A 15,390-nucleotide genomic window follows, 5' to 3' on the forward strand; every position below is an offset into this window, starting at 1 on the left:
TTCATCGGGCCGACACGACGGAGAGGTTCCCCCGGTCGGCCGCACGGCGCCGTACGCCCCGCGTACCCTTGCGCCCGTGAACGCCACCGACCGCACCCCAGCCGACCTGCTGCGATCCGCGCTCGCCGCCGATCCAGGACGCCCACTGGTGACCTTCTACGACGACGCCACGGGCGAACGCGTCGAACTGTCCGTGGCCACCTTCGCCAACTGGGTGGCCAAGACCGCCAATCTCCTCCAGGGCGACCTCGCCGCACAGCCCGGCGACCGGCTCGCGCTGCTGCTGCCCGCGCACTGGCAGAGCGCCGTGTGGCTGCTCGCGTGCGCGTCGGTCGGAGTCGTCGCCGACGTCGACGGCGACCCGGCCGCCGCCGACCTCGTCGTCAGCGGCCCCGACTCGCTGGAGCGGGCGCGCGCCTGCTCCGGCGAGCGGGTGGCGCTCGCCCTGCGGCCGCTCGGCGGCCGCTTCCCGCAGCCTCCGGAGGGCTTCGCCGACTACGCGGTCGAGGTGCCGGGGCAGGGCGACCGGTTCGCTCCGTTCTCGCCCGTGGACCCGGAGGAGCCCGCGCTCGTCGTCGCGGGGGCCGAGCTCACCGGCGCCGAGGTCGTCGAGAAGGCCCGGGCCGACGCCATGGACCTCGGCCTGACGGGCCCCGGCTCACGCCTGTTGTCCGGACTCCCGTACGACACCTGGCGCGGTCTGAGCGCGGGCCTTTACGCGCCGCTCGCCACCGGCGGTTCCGTCGTCCTGTGCCGCCACCTCGACGGCCTGGACCAGGAGTCCCTGGCCAAGCGGGTGGAGAACGAGCGGGTCTCGACGACCGCACGCTGATCCACCCGGGCCGACGTCACCCGTTCGGCCCCGTCCACCCCTGGGTCACCGGGCCCCCGGCGCCGTGCCGGGCGATGGTCGAAGGGGCGCACCTGCGCACCGCCGTCGTCATGAGGGGTGGACTCACGTGACCGAACCCGCAGGCCCGCCCCCGGAGCGGCACCCCGGCGACGACACGGTGGGACCGGTCGCACACGGGCCGGGCGTGGGCTCGTCCCCCACGGGGGCGGGCGCGGCCCGGCGGCGCCGGCGCTGGCTGCGGTACACGGCGATCGGCGTCGGCGTCGCCGTGCTCGCCGCGGGCGGCACCGGCTGGGCGGTCTACGAGAAGCTCCAGGGGAACATCACCGAGGACACCGACGCGGCCGCCGAGCTCGCCCGCTACGAGAAGGAGCGGCCCACCTCGCTCGTGCGCGGCGCGCAGAACATCCTGCTGGTCGGCTCCGACTCACGGGCCGGCGCCGGCAACCGCAAGTACGGCCACGACTCGGGCACCCAGCGCTCGGACACGACGATCCTGCTGCACATATCCGCCGACCACAAAAGGGCCATCGCCGTCTCGCTGCCCCGCGACCTGATGGTGGACATACCGAGCTGCCGCACGCCCAAGGGCACCCGCACCGACCCCATGTTCGCGATGTTCAACTACGCCTTCGAGCAGGGCGGTTCGGCCTGCACGATCCGTACGGTCGAGAAGCTCACCGGCATCCGCATCGGCCACCACATGGTCGTCGACTTCAGCGGGTTCAAGGACATGGTCGACGCCGTGGACGGCGTCGAGGTCTGCCTCAAGGAACCCATGAACGACCGCGCGGCGCACCTGAAGCTGCCCGCGGGCAAGCAGACCCTCGACGGCGAGCAGGCGCTCGGCTACGTGCGGGCCCGCAAGAGCCTCGGCAACGGCAGCGACACCGACCGGATGGACCGCCAGCAGCGGTTCCTCGGCGCCCTGGTGAACAAGGTGAAGAGCAACCAGGTGCTGCTCAACCCGACGAAGCTGTACCCCGTGCTCGACGCGGCCACCTCGTCCCTGACCACGGACCCCGGGCTCGCCACTTTGCGCGGCCTCTACAACCTCGTACGCGGCATGCGGGATATTCCGACCGAACACGTCCAATTCCTCACCGTGCCGCGGCGCAGTTACCTCTACAACGCCAACCGCGACCAGCTCGTCCAGCCCGCGGCCGAACTGCTCTTCACGCAACTGCGCACCGACGCCCCCGTGGCGGTCGCCAAAAAGGCGCCGAAAAAGGGCGCCGCCCAGAGCTCCTCCGACAGCTCCGGCGAGGACAGTTCGGACACGGACGACATGGCGTACGAGCACGACGGATTCGACGACGGGAAGCCCGGCACCCCCTCCGTGCCGTCCGATTCCTCCGCCAGTCCGGCACCCACATTCCGCGGCAACACGGCCGCCCAGGATGCCTGCGGGTAAAGCGATACCCAAGGGGTTCGCGTCACGTCCTAAGAAATAGGACGGATTGCCCAGTTGTAGGGGAGTGGAATTTGTCACCGTCGTCGCTTGACGCTGAACTGGGCGGATAGTGTGAGCGATCCGGTGCACCCGGCCGACGACGGCCGCGCACTGATTACCGACTGACCGAGCGCCTTCTTGAGGGGGACAAGGCGCCGCGTGGCCCCGACGGAGGATGCAGACAACCGTGGACGCGCAAGGCCGTGGGCGGGCGGACAACATCGACCCCGCAGACCAGTGGGTACTCAACCCGAACACCGGTGATTACGAACTGCGACTGAACCCTTCCTCTGGGCAGTCGGCCGTACCCGGGCCGCGCAGGTCTTCCCCGCGCCCCACCGGACAACGGGGGCAGACCGGGCAGAACCGGCAGAACGGCAGGACCCGCGAGGAACAGGACAGCCGCGAGGTACCCGGCCAGCGCAGGCGCCGGGCCCCGCAGCCGGAGCCAGCCAGCAGGCGCCGGTCGAGGCCGAAGAAGAAGTCGCGGGCGAAGAAGGCGCTTCTGTGGACGGGCGGCACGATGGCCTTCGTCATGGTGGCCGCCGCGGGCGGGGTGTACCTGTACCTGCGCCACCTCGACGGCAACATCAGCACCACCGATGTCGTGGGCGCCAAGAACGGCTTCAGCAAGGACGAGGCCTTCAACCTCCTCATCATCGGCACGGACAAGCGCACCGGCAAGGGCAACGAGGGCTACGGCGACAAGGGCAGCGTCGGCCACGCCGACACGAACATCCTGCTGCATGTCTCCAAGGACCGTACGAACGCGACCGCGTTGAGCATTCCGCGGGACCTCGTCGTGGACATCCCGGAGTGTCAGGTACGGGAGAAGGACGGCTCGCTCAGGACGATCGAGGGCACGCCGGACCAGCGCTTCAACACGAGTCTCGGCCAGAGCGGCCGGGACGCGGGCTGCACCATGAAGACCGTCAAGGCGGTCACGGGCATCACCCCCGACCACTTCATGATGGCCGACTTCAACGCGGTGAAGACGCTGTCGAGCGCGGTGGGCGGTGTCGACGTCTGCGTCGCCAAGCCCGTCGACGACGCGGAGTCGCACCTCAAGCTGCCGAAGGGCCACAGCGTCGTCGAGGGCGAACAGGCCCTCGCCTTCCTGCGCACCCGGCACAGCTTCGGCAACCAGGGCGACCTCGACCGCATCAAGGTGCAGCAGCAGTTCCTCGGGTCGCTGGCGCGCAAGATGAGTTCGGGCGACACCCTCACCAGCCCCACCAAGCTGACGAGCCTCGCCGAGGCGGCCACCAAGGCCCTTACGGTCGACAAGGGCATAGGCAGCCTCAGCCACCTCAAGGACATCGCGCTCGAGCTGAAGAAGGTGCCGACGAAGAACATCTCCTTCCTCACGACGCCGGTCATCGACAACCCTGCCGACGGAGTCGTCCACAAGACGGTCATCGTCAACCCGACGCTCGCGCCCCAGGTCTTCTCGATGATCAAGAACGACGTCTCGCTGACGGAGACGAAGAAGAAGGAGAAGGCCGCCGAGGCGGCCAAGCTGAAGGGCCCGAAGTCCGCCGCCGCCGACGTGCGCGTCGACATCTACAACGGCAGCGACACCGTGGGTGCCGCGCAGCAGACCCTCACCTGGCTCCAGAACAACGAGGGCGTCACGAAGTCCACCCAGCTGGGCAACGCGCCGAAGAAGCTGTCGAAGACGACCCTTGAGTACGCTCCCGACCAGGCCGATCAGGCGCGGCGGCTGGCCGACATCATGGGGCTGCCGGCCTCCGCGCTGAAGCCCGGCAAGAGCGAGAAGAACGATCAGGGCCTGCCGGCCATGATCCTCACGCTCGGTGGTGACTTCGAGGGAGCCGGGACCCCCATCGCCGCTCCGTCGAAGGCACCGGACAACGTTGAGAAATCAACGGCGGACAAGACTGTGTGCGCCAAGTGACCAACCTCGGCCGCCTCTTGACTGTCTAACAGACAGGATCGGGGCGGCCGAAGTGCAGGCCGGGGTGGGAGGGGTGGGGCATGAGGCAGACCAGTGTGCGCGGGGACGTGCCGCGAGCACGGGGCCGTCGGCCGGTCGACTCGGGTGATCCGGGCCGGCGCGGCGGATCGCGCGAGGCCGGGGGGCCCGAGGGCGGACAGGGACAGGGCAAAGGGCAGGGTGACGGCGGCAGGCCGCAGGGGCACCGGCGCGGCGGCGCGCGCCCGCGGCGCCGCAGACACCGGATACTTCGCTGGTTCTCGATCACCGTCGCCGTACTGACGGTCGGCACCGCGGGAGCGGGCTACCTGTGGTACCAGCATCTCAACAGCAACATCAAGACGGACAAGCTCAACATCGGTGAGCACCACGCGGCGAAGCCGACGCCGAACGCGGCGGGCCAGACCCCGCTGAACATCCTGCTGATCGGCTCGGACGCGCGGGACTCCAAGGCCAACCAGAAACTCGGCGGCGCCAAGGACACCTTCGGCGGCGTGCCGCTCGCGGACGTGCAGATGCTGGTCCACCTCTCCGCGGACCGCAGCAACATGTCGGTGGTGAGCATGCCGCGCGACACCCTGCTCAAGCTGCCGAAGTGCACCGACCCGAAGACGGGCAAGGAGTACCCGGCCACCGTGGGGCGGCAGATGACGAACGAGTCGCTCGGCCGCGGCGGCCCCGGCTGCACGGTGGCCACCTGGGAACTGCTGACCGGCATCCACATAGACCACTTCATGATGGTCGACTTCGCGGGCGTGGTCTCCATGGCGGACGCCATCGGCGGCGTACCGGTGTGCGTCGACGCCAACATCTACTCCAAGGACCGCCTCGGCCACGGCTCGGGCCTGAAGCTGGCCAAGGGCACGCACCCGGTCAAGGGCAAGCAGGCCCTGCAGTGGCTGCGCACGCGCTACGGCTTCGAGGACGGCAGCGACATCGCGCGCACCAAGGCGCAGCACATGTACATGAACTCGATGGTGCGCCAGATGCGGGAGAACGCGACCATCACCAACCCCGGCAAGCTGCGCAGCCTCGCCGAGGAGGCCACGAAGGCGCTCCACGTCGACGAGGGCCTCGACACGGTCAAGAAGCTCTACGACCTCAGCAACGAGCTGAAGAAGCCGGAGCCGAAACGCATCACGATGACGACGATGCCGTTCGTGTACGTGGGCGCGCGCGTGGCCCCGAAGCCGGGCGACGCGGACAAGCTGTTCCGGCTCGTGCGCGAGGACGTGGCCCTGGACGGCAAGGACAAGAAGAAGGCGCCGGCGAAGGAGTCGGACGATCCGGCGGCGGCCGACGGCGCGATCGCGGTGCAGGTGCAGAACGGCACGCGGACGGCGGAGCTGCCCGCGGCGTCGGGCCGGGCCGGTGCGGTGGCGCAGATCCTGACGGCGAAGGGCTTCACGAAGACGTCCGCCGACCAGTCGCAGTCGCTGAGCGAGGAGAAGACGGTCGTCCGCTTCCCCAGCGTCGACCTGGAGGGCGATGCGCAGCGGGTCGCCAAGTCCCTCGGCATTCCGCTGAGTTCGGTGAAGAAGTCGACCGACGTCTCCGGGGTGACGCTCGTCGTGGGCGACGACTGGCGGGAGGGGAACTCCTACCCGAAGTCCTCGAAGGACGACGACACCACCCCGGACACGGCGCTGGCGCTGAACGGTTCGGACACCAAGGCGTGCATGAAGGTGAACAAGAACTTCACCTGGTGACGCGTGCTCCGGGGCCGGCGGACTCGGCCCCGGAGGTGCTCACGCCTCGCTGAGTACGGCCGGGCGCCGCGACGCGATGACCCTCTTCGCGAGGGAGCGCGGGCTGGTCAGGAAGCCCCAGCCCCACGACATGTGCATCGTGGCGAGCGCGACCGGGATCTGCAGGCGTGCCTTCAGCGACAGCCCCTTGCCGGCCGGCACCGAACCGGCCGCGATGGCCGCCAGGTAGCCGCCGGGGATCACGAAGCCCCACGGCGTCACGAGCGCGCCCACGACGACACCCGCGGCGATCGCGCACACGGCGACCGGCGGCGCGAGGTAGCGCAGGTTGATCGAGCCGGCGTGGTAGCGGGCGACGACGTGCCGCCAGCGGCCGTAGTCCTTGTACTGCTTGGCGAGCGCCTTCACGCTGGGACGCGGCCGGTACGAGACCTTCAGCTCGGGAGAGAACCAGATCAGGCCACCGGCCTCGCGGATGCGGAAGTTCAGCTCCCAGTCCTGGGCGCGGATGAACTCGACGTTGTAGCCGCCCTGCTGCTCAAGGGCCTCGCGCCGGAAGACACCGAGGAACACGGTCTCGGCCTGCTGGGCCTCGCCGCCCGTGTGGAAGGCGGCGTTGCCGACGCCGATCTTCGACGTCATGGCGGCGGCGACCGCGTTCTCCCAGTCGTTCTCGCCCTCGGCGTGCATGATGCCGCCGACGTTCTGGGCGCCGGTCTCCTCCAGGAGGCGGACGGCCGTCGCGATGTAGTTCGGCGAGAGCATGCCGTGTCCGTCGACGCGCACCACGATGGGGTGGCGGGACGCCTCGATCGCGGCGTTGAGCGCCGCGGGCGTACGGCCCGTGGGGTTCGGCACGGTGTGGACCCGGGGGTCCTCGCGGACGAGCTCCGCGGCGATCTCGTCCGTGCGGTCCGAGGACGGGCCGAGCGCGACCACGACCTCCATCTCGCCGCCGTACTCCTGCGCCAGGATCGCCTCGACGGCTCCGCGCAGGTGCCGCTCCTCGTTGAGGACGGGCATGATCACCGATACGGGCGGAAGCTGCTTGTCGGAATTCGCGTTCATCAGGCGTCACGTTACCGCTAATGGGGGACACCGGCGCGCGCCGCCGTGGTCAGTGCCTCGGGCGGGAGACCGTAGCGGCCTACGGTGCTCGCGATCCCACGCCCACCTTCTCGGAGGTGTCCCCCACGTGCCCAGTCCGCCGACCCGCTCCCCCGCACGCCCGCCCCGTCCCCCACGGCAGGAGCGCGGCCGTCCCCCCGTGCCCGTCCCCGTACGGAGGAAGAAGCCCCGGTGGGCCATGCGGGTGGCGACGGCGGTCTCGGTCACGGTCCTCGCGGCCGCCGGGATCGGGCACGCGGTCGTCACCGGGCTCGACACCGAGATCAACCGCATCGACCCCTTCAAGGACATGAAGAACCGGCCCTCCGGCGGTCACGGGATGAACGTGCTGCTCGTGGGCACCGACGGCCGCGACAAGATCACCCCGGCGGAGAAGAAGAAGTACCGGCTGGGCGGGGCGCCCTGTCACTGCACGGACACGATCATGATCGTGCACCTCTCCGCCGACCGGCACCGCGCGAGCATCGTCAGCCTGCCCCGGGACTCGTACGCCCAGATCCCCTCGCACGCCGACCGGACGACGGGCGAGCAGCACCCGGTGAAGATCAACGCGGCGTACGCGGAGGGCGGGCCCCATCTGACGGTGCGCACCGTCGAGCACATGACCGGCGTGAAGATCGACCACTATCTCGAGGTCGACTTCACCAGCTTCATGAAGACGGTGGACGTGCTCGGCGGCGTCGAGATCTGCACGGCCAAGCCGCTCAAGGACTCGTACACCGGGCTCGACATGGCCGTCGGCACGCACACGCTCGACGGCGGCCAGGCCCTCCAGTACGTGCGCGCCCGGCACACCGACGGGGCGGGCGACCTGGGCCGGATGCAGCGCCAGCAGCGCTTCCTCGCCGCGCTCATCGCGAAGACCACGTCGTCCGGCGTGCTCCTGAATCCGGTCAAGTTCCGTGATGTGGCGCGCACCCTGCTGAGCTCCGTGCGCGCGGACCGGGGGTTCGGCACGGACCAGATGGTCGAGCTCGGGCAGGCGATGCGGGGGTTCTCACCGTCGTCGTCGGAGTTCACGACCGTGCCGATCGAGAACGCCAGCTTCCCGGTCCAGGGCATCGGCTCGACGGTGAAGTGGGATCCGGTGAAGTCCGGGAAGCTGTTCAAGGCGCTGCGCGAGGACAAGCCGCTGGCCGTGCACCACCAGAAGAAGAAGGAGACGGTCGTCGGCGTCGCCCCGCAGCAGATCCGCGTCCAGGTCGAGAACGGCACGATGACACCGGGTCTCGGCAGGAAGGTGGACGCGGGGCTGCGGGGGACGGGGTTCCGCACGAGCGGTACGCCGAGGAACGCGGCGCGGCGCACCGCCCAGCACACGGTGGTGCTCTACGACCCGCGCTGGGACCGGTCGGCGAAGGCGCTGGCGACGGCACTGCCGGGCGCACAGCTCCAGGCCGTGAACGGACAGGGCGCGGTACTGAAGGTGGTGGCGGGCCCCGACTTCAAGGCGGTCACCGCGGTGCGGGCCGAGGACGACCGCCAGGGCGAGTTCGGGGCGGTCACCGGGGACCAGGTCGTGTGCGGCTGACGCCCCGGCCCGATCCGGACGACAGGCCCTAGTCCTCGATGCCGTCGGCCGCGCGCTGCTCGCGCAGTTCCTTGATCGCGCGGCGGCGCGCGAGCCGGTGCTGGCGGCGGATCTGGGCCTCCTGGTAGCGCCGCTTGTCACGCTCGCTCTCCGGGAGCACGGGCGGCACCGAGCGGGGCTTGCCGTCGGCGTCGACCGCGGCGAACACGAGGTAGGCGGAGCCGACCTGCTGGGCCGGCGTCGACTCGTTCCAGCGTTCGGCGAGCACGCGGACCCCGACCTCCATGGAGGTGCGGCCCGTCCAGTTGACCTGCGCCTTCACATGGACCAGGTCGCCCACGCGCACCGGCTCCAGGAAGACCATCTCGTCCATGGAGGCGGTGACGGCGGGTCCGCCCGAGTGCCGTCCGGCGACGGCGCCCGCCGCGTCGTCGACCAGTTTCATGATCACGCCACCATGTACCGTTCCGAGCAGGTTGGTGTCGTTATGGGTCATGATGTGCGACAACGTCGTACGGGAAGCTGAGGTCGGCTTACCCGGAATTTCGGATTCCGTGCCGCGGGCCTGGTCTGTCATGGCCTCCACCTTATGCCGGGCAGGACACGGGTCGCTTTGTGTCAGGTCTGCAACAGCCCGGGCCCGATTCGCCACCCGCTCTTGTGGGGCACACAGCTCAGGACTGCACACTGGGGCCATGAACGATTGGCCAGAGGGTTGGGGCGAGAGTCAGGGCGGCGGCGACCGCGGTTACGGTCGCGGCAGTGCCAGCGCGCGCCCCGAGGGCGCCCGCGCGATGCCGCATGTGCAGCGCGGACAAGGCGGCGGCCCCCGCCGCTCCGCGCCGCCCCGGCCCACGGTCCCGGCGCAGCCCACGTACGACGACGGATACGGGGACCAGTACGACAGCGGCTACAACACCGGCCAGGTCTACGGCGGTGGCGGCGGGCGCCGCGGCGGCGGCTACGTACCGAACGACAACGACCCGGCCGACGGGTACGCGCCCCCGCGGCCGCGGCCGCGCTGGGGCCGGCGCATCAAGTGGGCCGTCCTCACCCTCGTCGTCGTGTTCGTCGGTGTGAGCATCGGCACGTACTTCTGGGCCGACTCCAAGCTCCACCGTGACGTCGACCTCTCCAAGGTCATAGAACGGCCGGAGACCGGCAAGGGCACGAACTACCTCATAGTCGGCACCGACAGCCGGGCCGGGATGTCCGCCGAGGAGAAGAAGAAGCTGCACACCGGGTCCGCCGAGGGCAAGCGCACGGACACGATGATGATCCTGCACACCGGCGACAACGGCAGCACGATGATCTCCCTGCCGCGTGACTCGAACGTCACCATCCCGTCCTACAAGGGCTCGGACTCCGGCAAGCTCTACCCGAACCAGGGCCGCCAGGTGAAGCTCAACGCCGCCTACGCGGAGGACGGCCCCGAACTGCTCGTGCGGACCGTCGAGTTCAACACCGGGCTGCACATCGACCACTACGCGGAGATCGGCTTCGGCGGCTTCGCGAAGATCGTCGACGCGGTCGGCGGCGTCGAGATGAACCTGAAGGAGGGCTTCAAGGACAAGTGGTCCGGAGCCGACTTCCAGAAGGGCAAGCAGACGCTGAACGGCCAGCAGGCCCTGGCCTTCGTCCGTACGCGCCACGCGTTCGCGGCGAGCGACCTCCAGCGCACCAAGAACCAGCAGGCGTTCCTGTCGGCGCTGGCCCACCAGGTGGCCACCCCGTCGACGGTCATGAACCCGTTCAAGCTCTACCCGACGATGGGCGCGGGCCTCGACTCGCTCGTGGTCGACAAGGACATGAGCCTGTGGGACCTGGGCTCGATGTTCTTCGCCATGAAGGGCGTCACGGGCGGCGACGGCAAGTCGATGAACATGCCGGTCTCCGGTTCCGTCGGCGGCAACCTCGTCTGGGACAAGACCAAGGTCAAGCAGCTGGTGGGCGAGCTCAAGAACGACGAGACCGTGACGGTCTCGGGCAACTGACGCAAGAGACGGGGCAGTCGGCCGGTCGGACCTCCGGCTCAGGCCGGCTGCCCCGGCCCTCCCCGGCCGTTCAGCTGTATCGTGCCGCGCCGCCGGGCGGTGTCGAACATCGAACGGTCGACCGCCGGCCGGGGCGCCGGAGCGGCCGCGATCAGCTTGATGGTCTCGCGCCCGGCGAGCGCGGTCTGCCACTGCCCGAGATCGGGCCGGCTTCCGTAGGGACCGGCCGCGCGGTCCCAGAGGCCGCGCACCGCCGCCTCGCGCCGGTCGTCGAGTACTCCGGGGAGCGGCGCCATCGGCCGGCCCGGACGCGCGTACGGGTCCCGCATCAGCACCCGCCCGATCATCAGTGCCGCCTTGTACCGGTCGCTGTCGACGGTGGCCGTCCCGGCCGGGGCGAGCGGGTCCTGCCAGTCAGGGGTGTCCGCCTGGCCGAGCACGGCGGGCCGGCCGACGAGCCGGATGCCGTCGCAGTCGAGCAGGAAGACGGCGGGCTCGGGCGTGAGCGTCCACAGCACGTTGGCCTGCGACAGGTCGCCGACCACGAGCCCCGCCGCGTGCAGCCGCCCGAACAGCCCGGCCAGGGCGACGGCGATCCCGAGCCGGGCATCCGGCTCCGGCTGCGGCACGGCCTGCCAGGCCGCCTTGGGCTCACGGAGCAGATAGGACAGCTCGATGAGCTTCGTATCGCCTTTGGGAGTACGCCAGTTGGTGGTCGCCGGCGCCCTGCGCATCAGGAACCCGGTGACCGTCCCCGCGTCGAGGACCCGGCACAGCGGCCACGCGGTCTCCGCGTCGAGGCGGTCCCTGTCGGCGGCGGCGAGAGCCTGACGGTACGCCACCAGAGCCGCCAGGGACGATCCGTCGACCTTGTGCGGCTCGCGGTAGCTCTTGTAGAGCAGGTCACCGGGGCCACCGACCGCGTGCACCTCACCCTGCCCGCCGTCCCCCATCTTGCCGAGCAACTTGAGCCCGCTGTAGGGGAGATCGGCGCCGTTGTGGAACGTCATCGCGCCTCCCCGTGCTCCCACAGGACGACGGCGGTGCGGTCGTCGTCGTAGGACTTGACCCGGTACTGGAACTGCCAGAGGAAGTCGGCCGGCGCCGGGACCTCGTCGCCGTTCCACGCCTCGGCGAGGAAGTCCCGCATACCGGCGTCGCCCGCCAGCGGTGACGACAGGCCGTCCGTGCTGAGGACGAGGACGTCGCCGGCGTGGGCGTGGAGCAGGCGCACCGCGGCGCTGCGGGCGCGCGGCAGCGCCGCGGTGCGCGTGTCGATGACGTCGCTGTTCTTGTCGCCGTCGGCGTCTCCCACGACGTCCAGATGCCAGTAGCCGCGGCGCAGCAGGGCCGTACCGCCGTCCCCGACCGCCAGGAAGCCGCGGGTGCGTATGCGCGGATCGAGCGGGACCAACAGGATCCGCAGCGTGGTGGCGAAGGCGTCCGGGCGCTCGCTGTGCTGCAACGCGAGGTCGCCCAGCAGGTTGCCGATCTGGCGCACCACGTCGTCGGCCGTGCGCTGGAACCGCTCGGCGTCGCCGGTGCGGATCGACTCGTGCAGGGACGTGGAGCGGTCGAGGTAGCGCGCGGCCAGGCGGCAGGCCTCGTTGGACCCCACGTGCGAGCGCGGGGCCGAGCCCACTCCGTCGGCGACCGCGAGCATCAGCAGCTCACCGCCGTGTTCGTCGCCACCGATGCGGGTCACGCACAGCGCGTCCTGCCGCGGCTCCCCCGCATAGCGGTGGGAGTCCCCGCGCACGGAGGCGGCGCGGACGCTCAGCCCCGGGTACGCGGCGCCGTCGACGACGATGTCCGGCAGCACGGCCGCCGCCAAGTCCCCTGCCACGGCGGGCAGTGCCTGCGGGAACGGCGGATAGCTCGGCGCCTTCGGACCGCTGTGGGCGGGCGCGCCGAGAGCGGGGACGGGAGACGCGGTGAGGGCCGGACCGTCGGCGCCCCGCACCGGCGCGGGCAGCTCGTAGTCGTCGCGCACCGACGCAGACTCGTCCGGCACCGACAGGGCGCCGTCCCGCACCATCGGGGAGTCGTCCCGCACCGACGGGAGGTCGTCGCGCATCGTCGGGGCGTCGTCCGACACCACGAAGCCGTGCGGGTCGGTCGGCGTCCAGTGCAGCCGGGCCGCGTCCTCGCTCTCGTTCATCCGCGTACGCCCTTCGCTCACAGCTTGTCGAGGGAGACGGTGGAGAAGCCCGGGACGGTCTCGTCCACGGCCAGGGTGAAACCGCTCCCGCCGTCGGCCGGGATGCTGCTCGCCGACCGGACGATGGAGCGGGTCAGGCTGGACGCGAACTCCCGCAGGGCCTTCGCCGGTGACACGGCCGAGTCCTGCTGCATGAACGCGCGGAAGTTCGCCACCTGTCCGATCGTCGCGGCCTCCGCGTCACCGATCCCGAACGCGATGATCTTCGGGGCGTACTTCGAGCCGAGCAGGTCCTTGTGGTCCCGCTCCCAGCCGTCGTCGGTCGGAATGCCGTCGGACAGGAAGAACGCGACCGGCCGGTAGACCTCGTGCCCCTGCGCCTTCAGCGACGCGACGTCCGCCTCGACGCAGCGCAGGAGCTCGCGGAAGGCCGCGCCGTACGAGGTCAGACCGCCCGCGGCGAGCGCGGGGACCTCCTCGATGTCGCTCAGGTCGACCAGGGGCTGCAGCACCTTCGCGTCGTCGGAGAAACCGATCAGGCAGAACCGGGTCTTGTCGGCGACCGTCGGATTGGTGCTGATCTCGTGGTGAAGCTCGGGCAATGCGCTGTTGATCGCCTCGATCGGGTCCCCCGTCATCGAGCCCGACTCGTCGCACAGCAGGTAGAACGGCAGAATCTGCATGGCCTCGTGCCTCCGGAAAGCCTGTCGTCAGTTCGCGTAGGTGTAGAAGTAGATCTCGAGGTCGGCATGGCCCCCGGTGGCCGCGCCCTTCCAGAAGTCGCGGGTGGTCGCGTTCCTGAACATGTCCGGACGGGCCTTCGTCAGCAGCGAGTTGACCTGGTGGGCGTACGCGCCGCCGGCGCCGGGGTCACTGTTGCGGCCGAAGGTGAGGACGAACGCCGCCTGCCGCCCCCGGTACTTCTCCGTCACCGCGCGCAGCCGCTTCTCGATACGGTCCCGGTCCCCCTGAGCGGCGTCGATGGACACCTTGACGGGCGTACGGGTCACCGCGCGCGGGCCCTTGTGCGCAGGGCTCTTCGACGGTGCGGGCTTCCCGCTGGACGCCGGGGGCGTCGGTCTCGCCTCCGCGGCCTGGGGGTCGCCCTGGTCGCCCATCGCGACGAGCGCGAGGACCAGCAGCATGTCGGCGAAGAGCCAGCCCGCCAGGTGCAGCGGGTTGAACCTGCGCGCCCTCATCCCGCGGAGCCCGGCCGGCCCGGCACCGCGTCCTCGACGGCGTGCCCCCAAGCCTCACCCACGTCGCCGGGCTTGCCGAGATCCACCCCGCGCACGGGCCTCGACGGGGAGGGCTCCGGCGGCGCGCCCTGCGGCGGCCGGGGGGCGGGCAGACCCACTGCCCCGGCGTTCTGCACCACCGCCACCAGCCGCGCGAACGTCTCCGCGGTCTCGCGCAGGGCACCGGCCTGCTGGGCCATCGCCCGCACCACGGTCCGGGTCTCCTGCGCGGCGCTCTGTGAGTCCCGCACGGCGTCCTGCGTCTCCTGCGCCGCCTTCCGGGACTCCCGTACCGCCTCCTCGGCGGCGGCGAACAGCCGCGCGGACTCCTCCGCGGCCGCGTCGAGGCGCCCCAGAACCTGCGCCGACACATCGGAGGCGACCTCGATGCCGGTGGTGAACGACCGCTGCGAGGCGGCGAGTACGGTCACGGAGTCCTCGACGCGCTCCCCGGCCCTGCCGAGGCTGTCGCGGACCTCTCCGTTGACCGCCCGGACCTCCTCCAGCGCGTCGCGCACCATCGCGCCACTGCCGCTGACGGCCGTCTCGATCCGTCCGGCAGCCTCCTCCAGCGGCCGTACGGAGGTGCCGACCGCGCCCAGCTGGCGTTCTGCCTCCGTGATCGCCGCGCCGACCGTCTCGGCGGCGGCGGCGAGTTCGGCGTTGGTCCTGGCGGCCCGGTTGCCGAGCCGGGTCAGTGTCTTGGCGGCGCCCGTCAGTTCGGCGGCGAACCTGACGGGGGACGACATCCGGTGTTCGTTGAGGACGAGCTGGGCACGGCTGAGGGCCGGCACCAGACGCGCCATCAGCTGCTCGGCGGCACGGCGCGCGGCCTCCTCGCGACGGTCGACCGCCGCCTTGCGGAAGCTGTGCACGAGCGCCAGCGCGAACAGCACGGCGATCGCGACCGTCGCGCTCATCGCGACCGTGCCGAACGTGTAGAGCCCGGCGAGGTGTCCCTCGAACCCGGACTGCCACAGCTGGAGGAAGGGCCGCGCCGCGGCCTTCGGGTTGTCGCCCGTCAGGGCCCCGTACGCGCTGGACGCCTGGGTCAGGCCGTGCCAGGTGAACAGCAGCGGCAGGAAGACCAGCGCGCCGAGCCCGGCCTCCAGCCAGCCCCACGCCCTGTGTTCGACGGCCGGGTCGACCGCCACGCTCTCGGGCCGTCCGTACGCGGCGAGCAGGTCGAGGTCGGCCCAGGTTCCGAGGCCGTCGGTGTCCGGGGCGCGCAACGCCTTGGCCAGCGCCTGGAGTTCCTCGGCTCTCGGTGCGAGCCCGCGCTCGCCGGCGAGGTCACCGATCCGCTGGCCGACCACGTGCCGGTCCGTCAGGCCCCCCATGACCATCCCCCAACTCCCTCGTACAC

The 15,390-nt window shown here is 70.9% G+C and carries 13 protein-coding genes; 6 read left to right on the forward strand and 7 right to left on the reverse strand.

Translation table 11 applies throughout. The features are described 5' to 3' along the window. Positions 1-76: 76 nt before the first annotated feature. The 4 genes from ACFC96_RS06220 to ACFC96_RS06235 all read left to right on the forward strand — a co-directional run bounded on the left by ACFC96_RS06220 (position 77) and on the right by ACFC96_RS06235 (position 5,972). Positions 77-832, forward strand: a complete 756-nt coding sequence (locus ACFC96_RS06220) for a TIGR03089 family protein (RefSeq protein ID WP_376610575.1) — start codon at positions 77-79, stop codon at positions 830-832. 127 nt (positions 833-959) lie between these two features. Next, positions 960-2,267, forward strand: coding sequence for an LCP family protein (locus ACFC96_RS06225; RefSeq protein ID WP_376610577.1), 1,308 nt, complete (start codon positions 960-962; stop codon positions 2,265-2,267). 226 nt (positions 2,268-2,493) lie between these two features. Continuing rightward, positions 2,494-4,224, forward strand: coding sequence for an LCP family protein (locus ACFC96_RS06230; RefSeq protein ID WP_376610578.1), 1,731 nt, complete (start codon positions 2,494-2,496; stop codon positions 4,222-4,224). A gap of 80 nt (positions 4,225-4,304) precedes the next feature. Continuing rightward, complete coding sequence (locus ACFC96_RS06235; RefSeq protein ID WP_376610580.1) at positions 4,305-5,972, forward strand: LCP family protein; 1,668 nt, start codon at positions 4,305-4,307, stop codon at positions 5,970-5,972. Positions 5,973-6,011: 39 nt separating this feature from the next. Here the strand turns inward: ACFC96_RS06235 and ACFC96_RS06240 are convergent, their stop codons facing one another. Beyond that, positions 6,012-7,040 carry a glycosyltransferase family 2 protein gene (locus tag ACFC96_RS06240; RefSeq protein ID WP_376262487.1) on the reverse strand — a complete coding sequence of 343 codons (1,029 nt, stop codon included), beginning with the start codon at positions 7,038-7,040 and terminating at the stop codon, positions 6,012-6,014. Positions 7,041-7,278: 238 nt separating this feature from the next. On the opposite strand from ACFC96_RS06240, the gene ACFC96_RS06245 reads away from it, so the two are divergent. Continuing rightward, on the forward strand, positions 7,279-8,631 hold the full coding sequence (locus ACFC96_RS06245; protein WP_376610582.1) for an LCP family protein: 1,353 nt from the start codon (positions 7,279-7,281) through the stop codon (positions 8,629-8,631). 28 nt (positions 8,632-8,659) lie between these two features. Here the strand turns inward: ACFC96_RS06245 and ACFC96_RS06250 are convergent, their stop codons facing one another. After that, the gene (locus ACFC96_RS06250) at positions 8,660-9,208 is read right to left on the reverse strand and encodes an acyl-CoA thioesterase (protein ID WP_376262481.1); all 549 of its coding nucleotides are present in this window, start codon (positions 9,206-9,208) and stop codon (positions 8,660-8,662) included. Between the two features lie 118 nt (positions 9,209-9,326). Between ACFC96_RS06250 and ACFC96_RS06255 the strand changes: the two genes are divergently transcribed. Continuing rightward, positions 9,327-10,625 (forward strand): LCP family protein, encoded by a 1,299-nt coding sequence (locus ACFC96_RS06255; protein WP_376610584.1) that lies wholly within the window; start codon positions 9,327-9,329, stop codon positions 10,623-10,625. A gap of 38 nt (positions 10,626-10,663) precedes the next feature. Here the strand turns inward: ACFC96_RS06255 and ACFC96_RS06260 are convergent, their stop codons facing one another. Genes ACFC96_RS06260 through ACFC96_RS06280 form a run of 5 tightly spaced genes read right to left on the reverse strand, consistent with a single transcriptional unit; the run spans position 10,664 to position 15,370 of the window. Further along, the gene (locus tag ACFC96_RS06260; RefSeq protein ID WP_376610585.1) at positions 10,664-11,635 is read right to left on the reverse strand and encodes a hypothetical protein; all 972 of its coding nucleotides are present in this window, start codon (positions 11,633-11,635) and stop codon (positions 10,664-10,666) included. Next, positions 11,632-12,786 carry a protein phosphatase 2C domain-containing protein gene (locus ACFC96_RS06265; protein WP_376610587.1) on the reverse strand — a complete coding sequence of 385 codons (1,155 nt, stop codon included), beginning with the start codon at positions 12,784-12,786 and terminating at the stop codon, positions 11,632-11,634. Before ACFC96_RS06265 ends, ACFC96_RS06260 begins: the two co-directional genes overlap by 4 nt. Positions 12,787-12,803: 17 nt before the next feature. Continuing rightward, the gene (locus tag ACFC96_RS06270; RefSeq protein WP_376262471.1) at positions 12,804-13,469 is read right to left on the reverse strand and encodes a VWA domain-containing protein; all 666 of its coding nucleotides are present in this window, start codon (positions 13,467-13,469) and stop codon (positions 12,804-12,806) included. 27 nt (positions 13,470-13,496) lie between these two features. Then, positions 13,497-13,985 (reverse strand): hypothetical protein, encoded by a 489-nt coding sequence (locus ACFC96_RS06275; protein WP_376610589.1) that lies wholly within the window; start codon positions 13,983-13,985, stop codon positions 13,497-13,499. Beyond that, positions 13,982-15,370, reverse strand: a complete 1,389-nt coding sequence (locus ACFC96_RS06280) for a hypothetical protein (protein ID WP_376610591.1) — start codon at positions 15,368-15,370, stop codon at positions 13,982-13,984. The genes ACFC96_RS06275 and ACFC96_RS06280 overlap by 4 nt, the downstream gene beginning before the upstream one ends. Positions 15,371-15,390 lie beyond the last annotated feature (20 nt).

Source organism: Streptomyces sp. NPDC055955 (assembly GCF_042270245.1).
Taxonomy (GTDB): domain Bacteria; phylum Actinomycetota; class Actinomycetes; order Streptomycetales; family Streptomycetaceae; genus Streptomyces.

Bases quoted from the DNA above. Each gene is read 5' to 3' on its own strand.
- ACFC96_RS06235 (WP_376610580.1), top strand. From the start codon at position 4,305: ATGAGGCAGACCAGTGTGCGCGGGGACGTGCCGCGAGCACGGGGCCGT.
- ACFC96_RS06240 (WP_376262487.1), bottom strand. From the start codon at position 7,040: ATGAACGCGAATTCCGACAAGCAGCTTCCGCCCGTATCGGTGATCATG.
- ACFC96_RS06245 (WP_376610582.1), top strand. From the start codon at position 7,279: ATGCGGGTGGCGACGGCGGTCTCGGTCACGGTCCTCGCGGCCGCCGGG.
- ACFC96_RS06250 (WP_376262481.1), bottom strand. From the start codon at position 9,208: ATGACAGACCAGGCCCGCGGCACGGAATCCGAAATTCCGGGTAAGCCG.
- ACFC96_RS06255 (WP_376610584.1), top strand. From the start codon at position 9,327: ATGAACGATTGGCCAGAGGGTTGGGGCGAGAGTCAGGGCGGCGGCGAC.
- ACFC96_RS06260 (WP_376610585.1), bottom strand. From the start codon at position 11,635: ATGACGTTCCACAACGGCGCCGATCTCCCCTACAGCGGGCTCAAGTTG.
- ACFC96_RS06265 (WP_376610587.1), bottom strand. From the start codon at position 12,786: ATGAACGAGAGCGAGGACGCGGCCCGGCTGCACTGGACGCCGACCGAC.
- ACFC96_RS06270 (WP_376262471.1), bottom strand. From the start codon at position 13,469: ATGCAGATTCTGCCGTTCTACCTGCTGTGCGACGAGTCGGGCTCGATG.
- ACFC96_RS06275 (WP_376610589.1), bottom strand. From the start codon at position 13,985: ATGAGGGCGCGCAGGTTCAACCCGCTGCACCTGGCGGGCTGGCTCTTC.
- ACFC96_RS06280 (WP_376610591.1), bottom strand. From the start codon at position 15,370: ATGGTCATGGGGGGCCTGACGGACCGGCACGTGGTCGGCCAGCGGATC.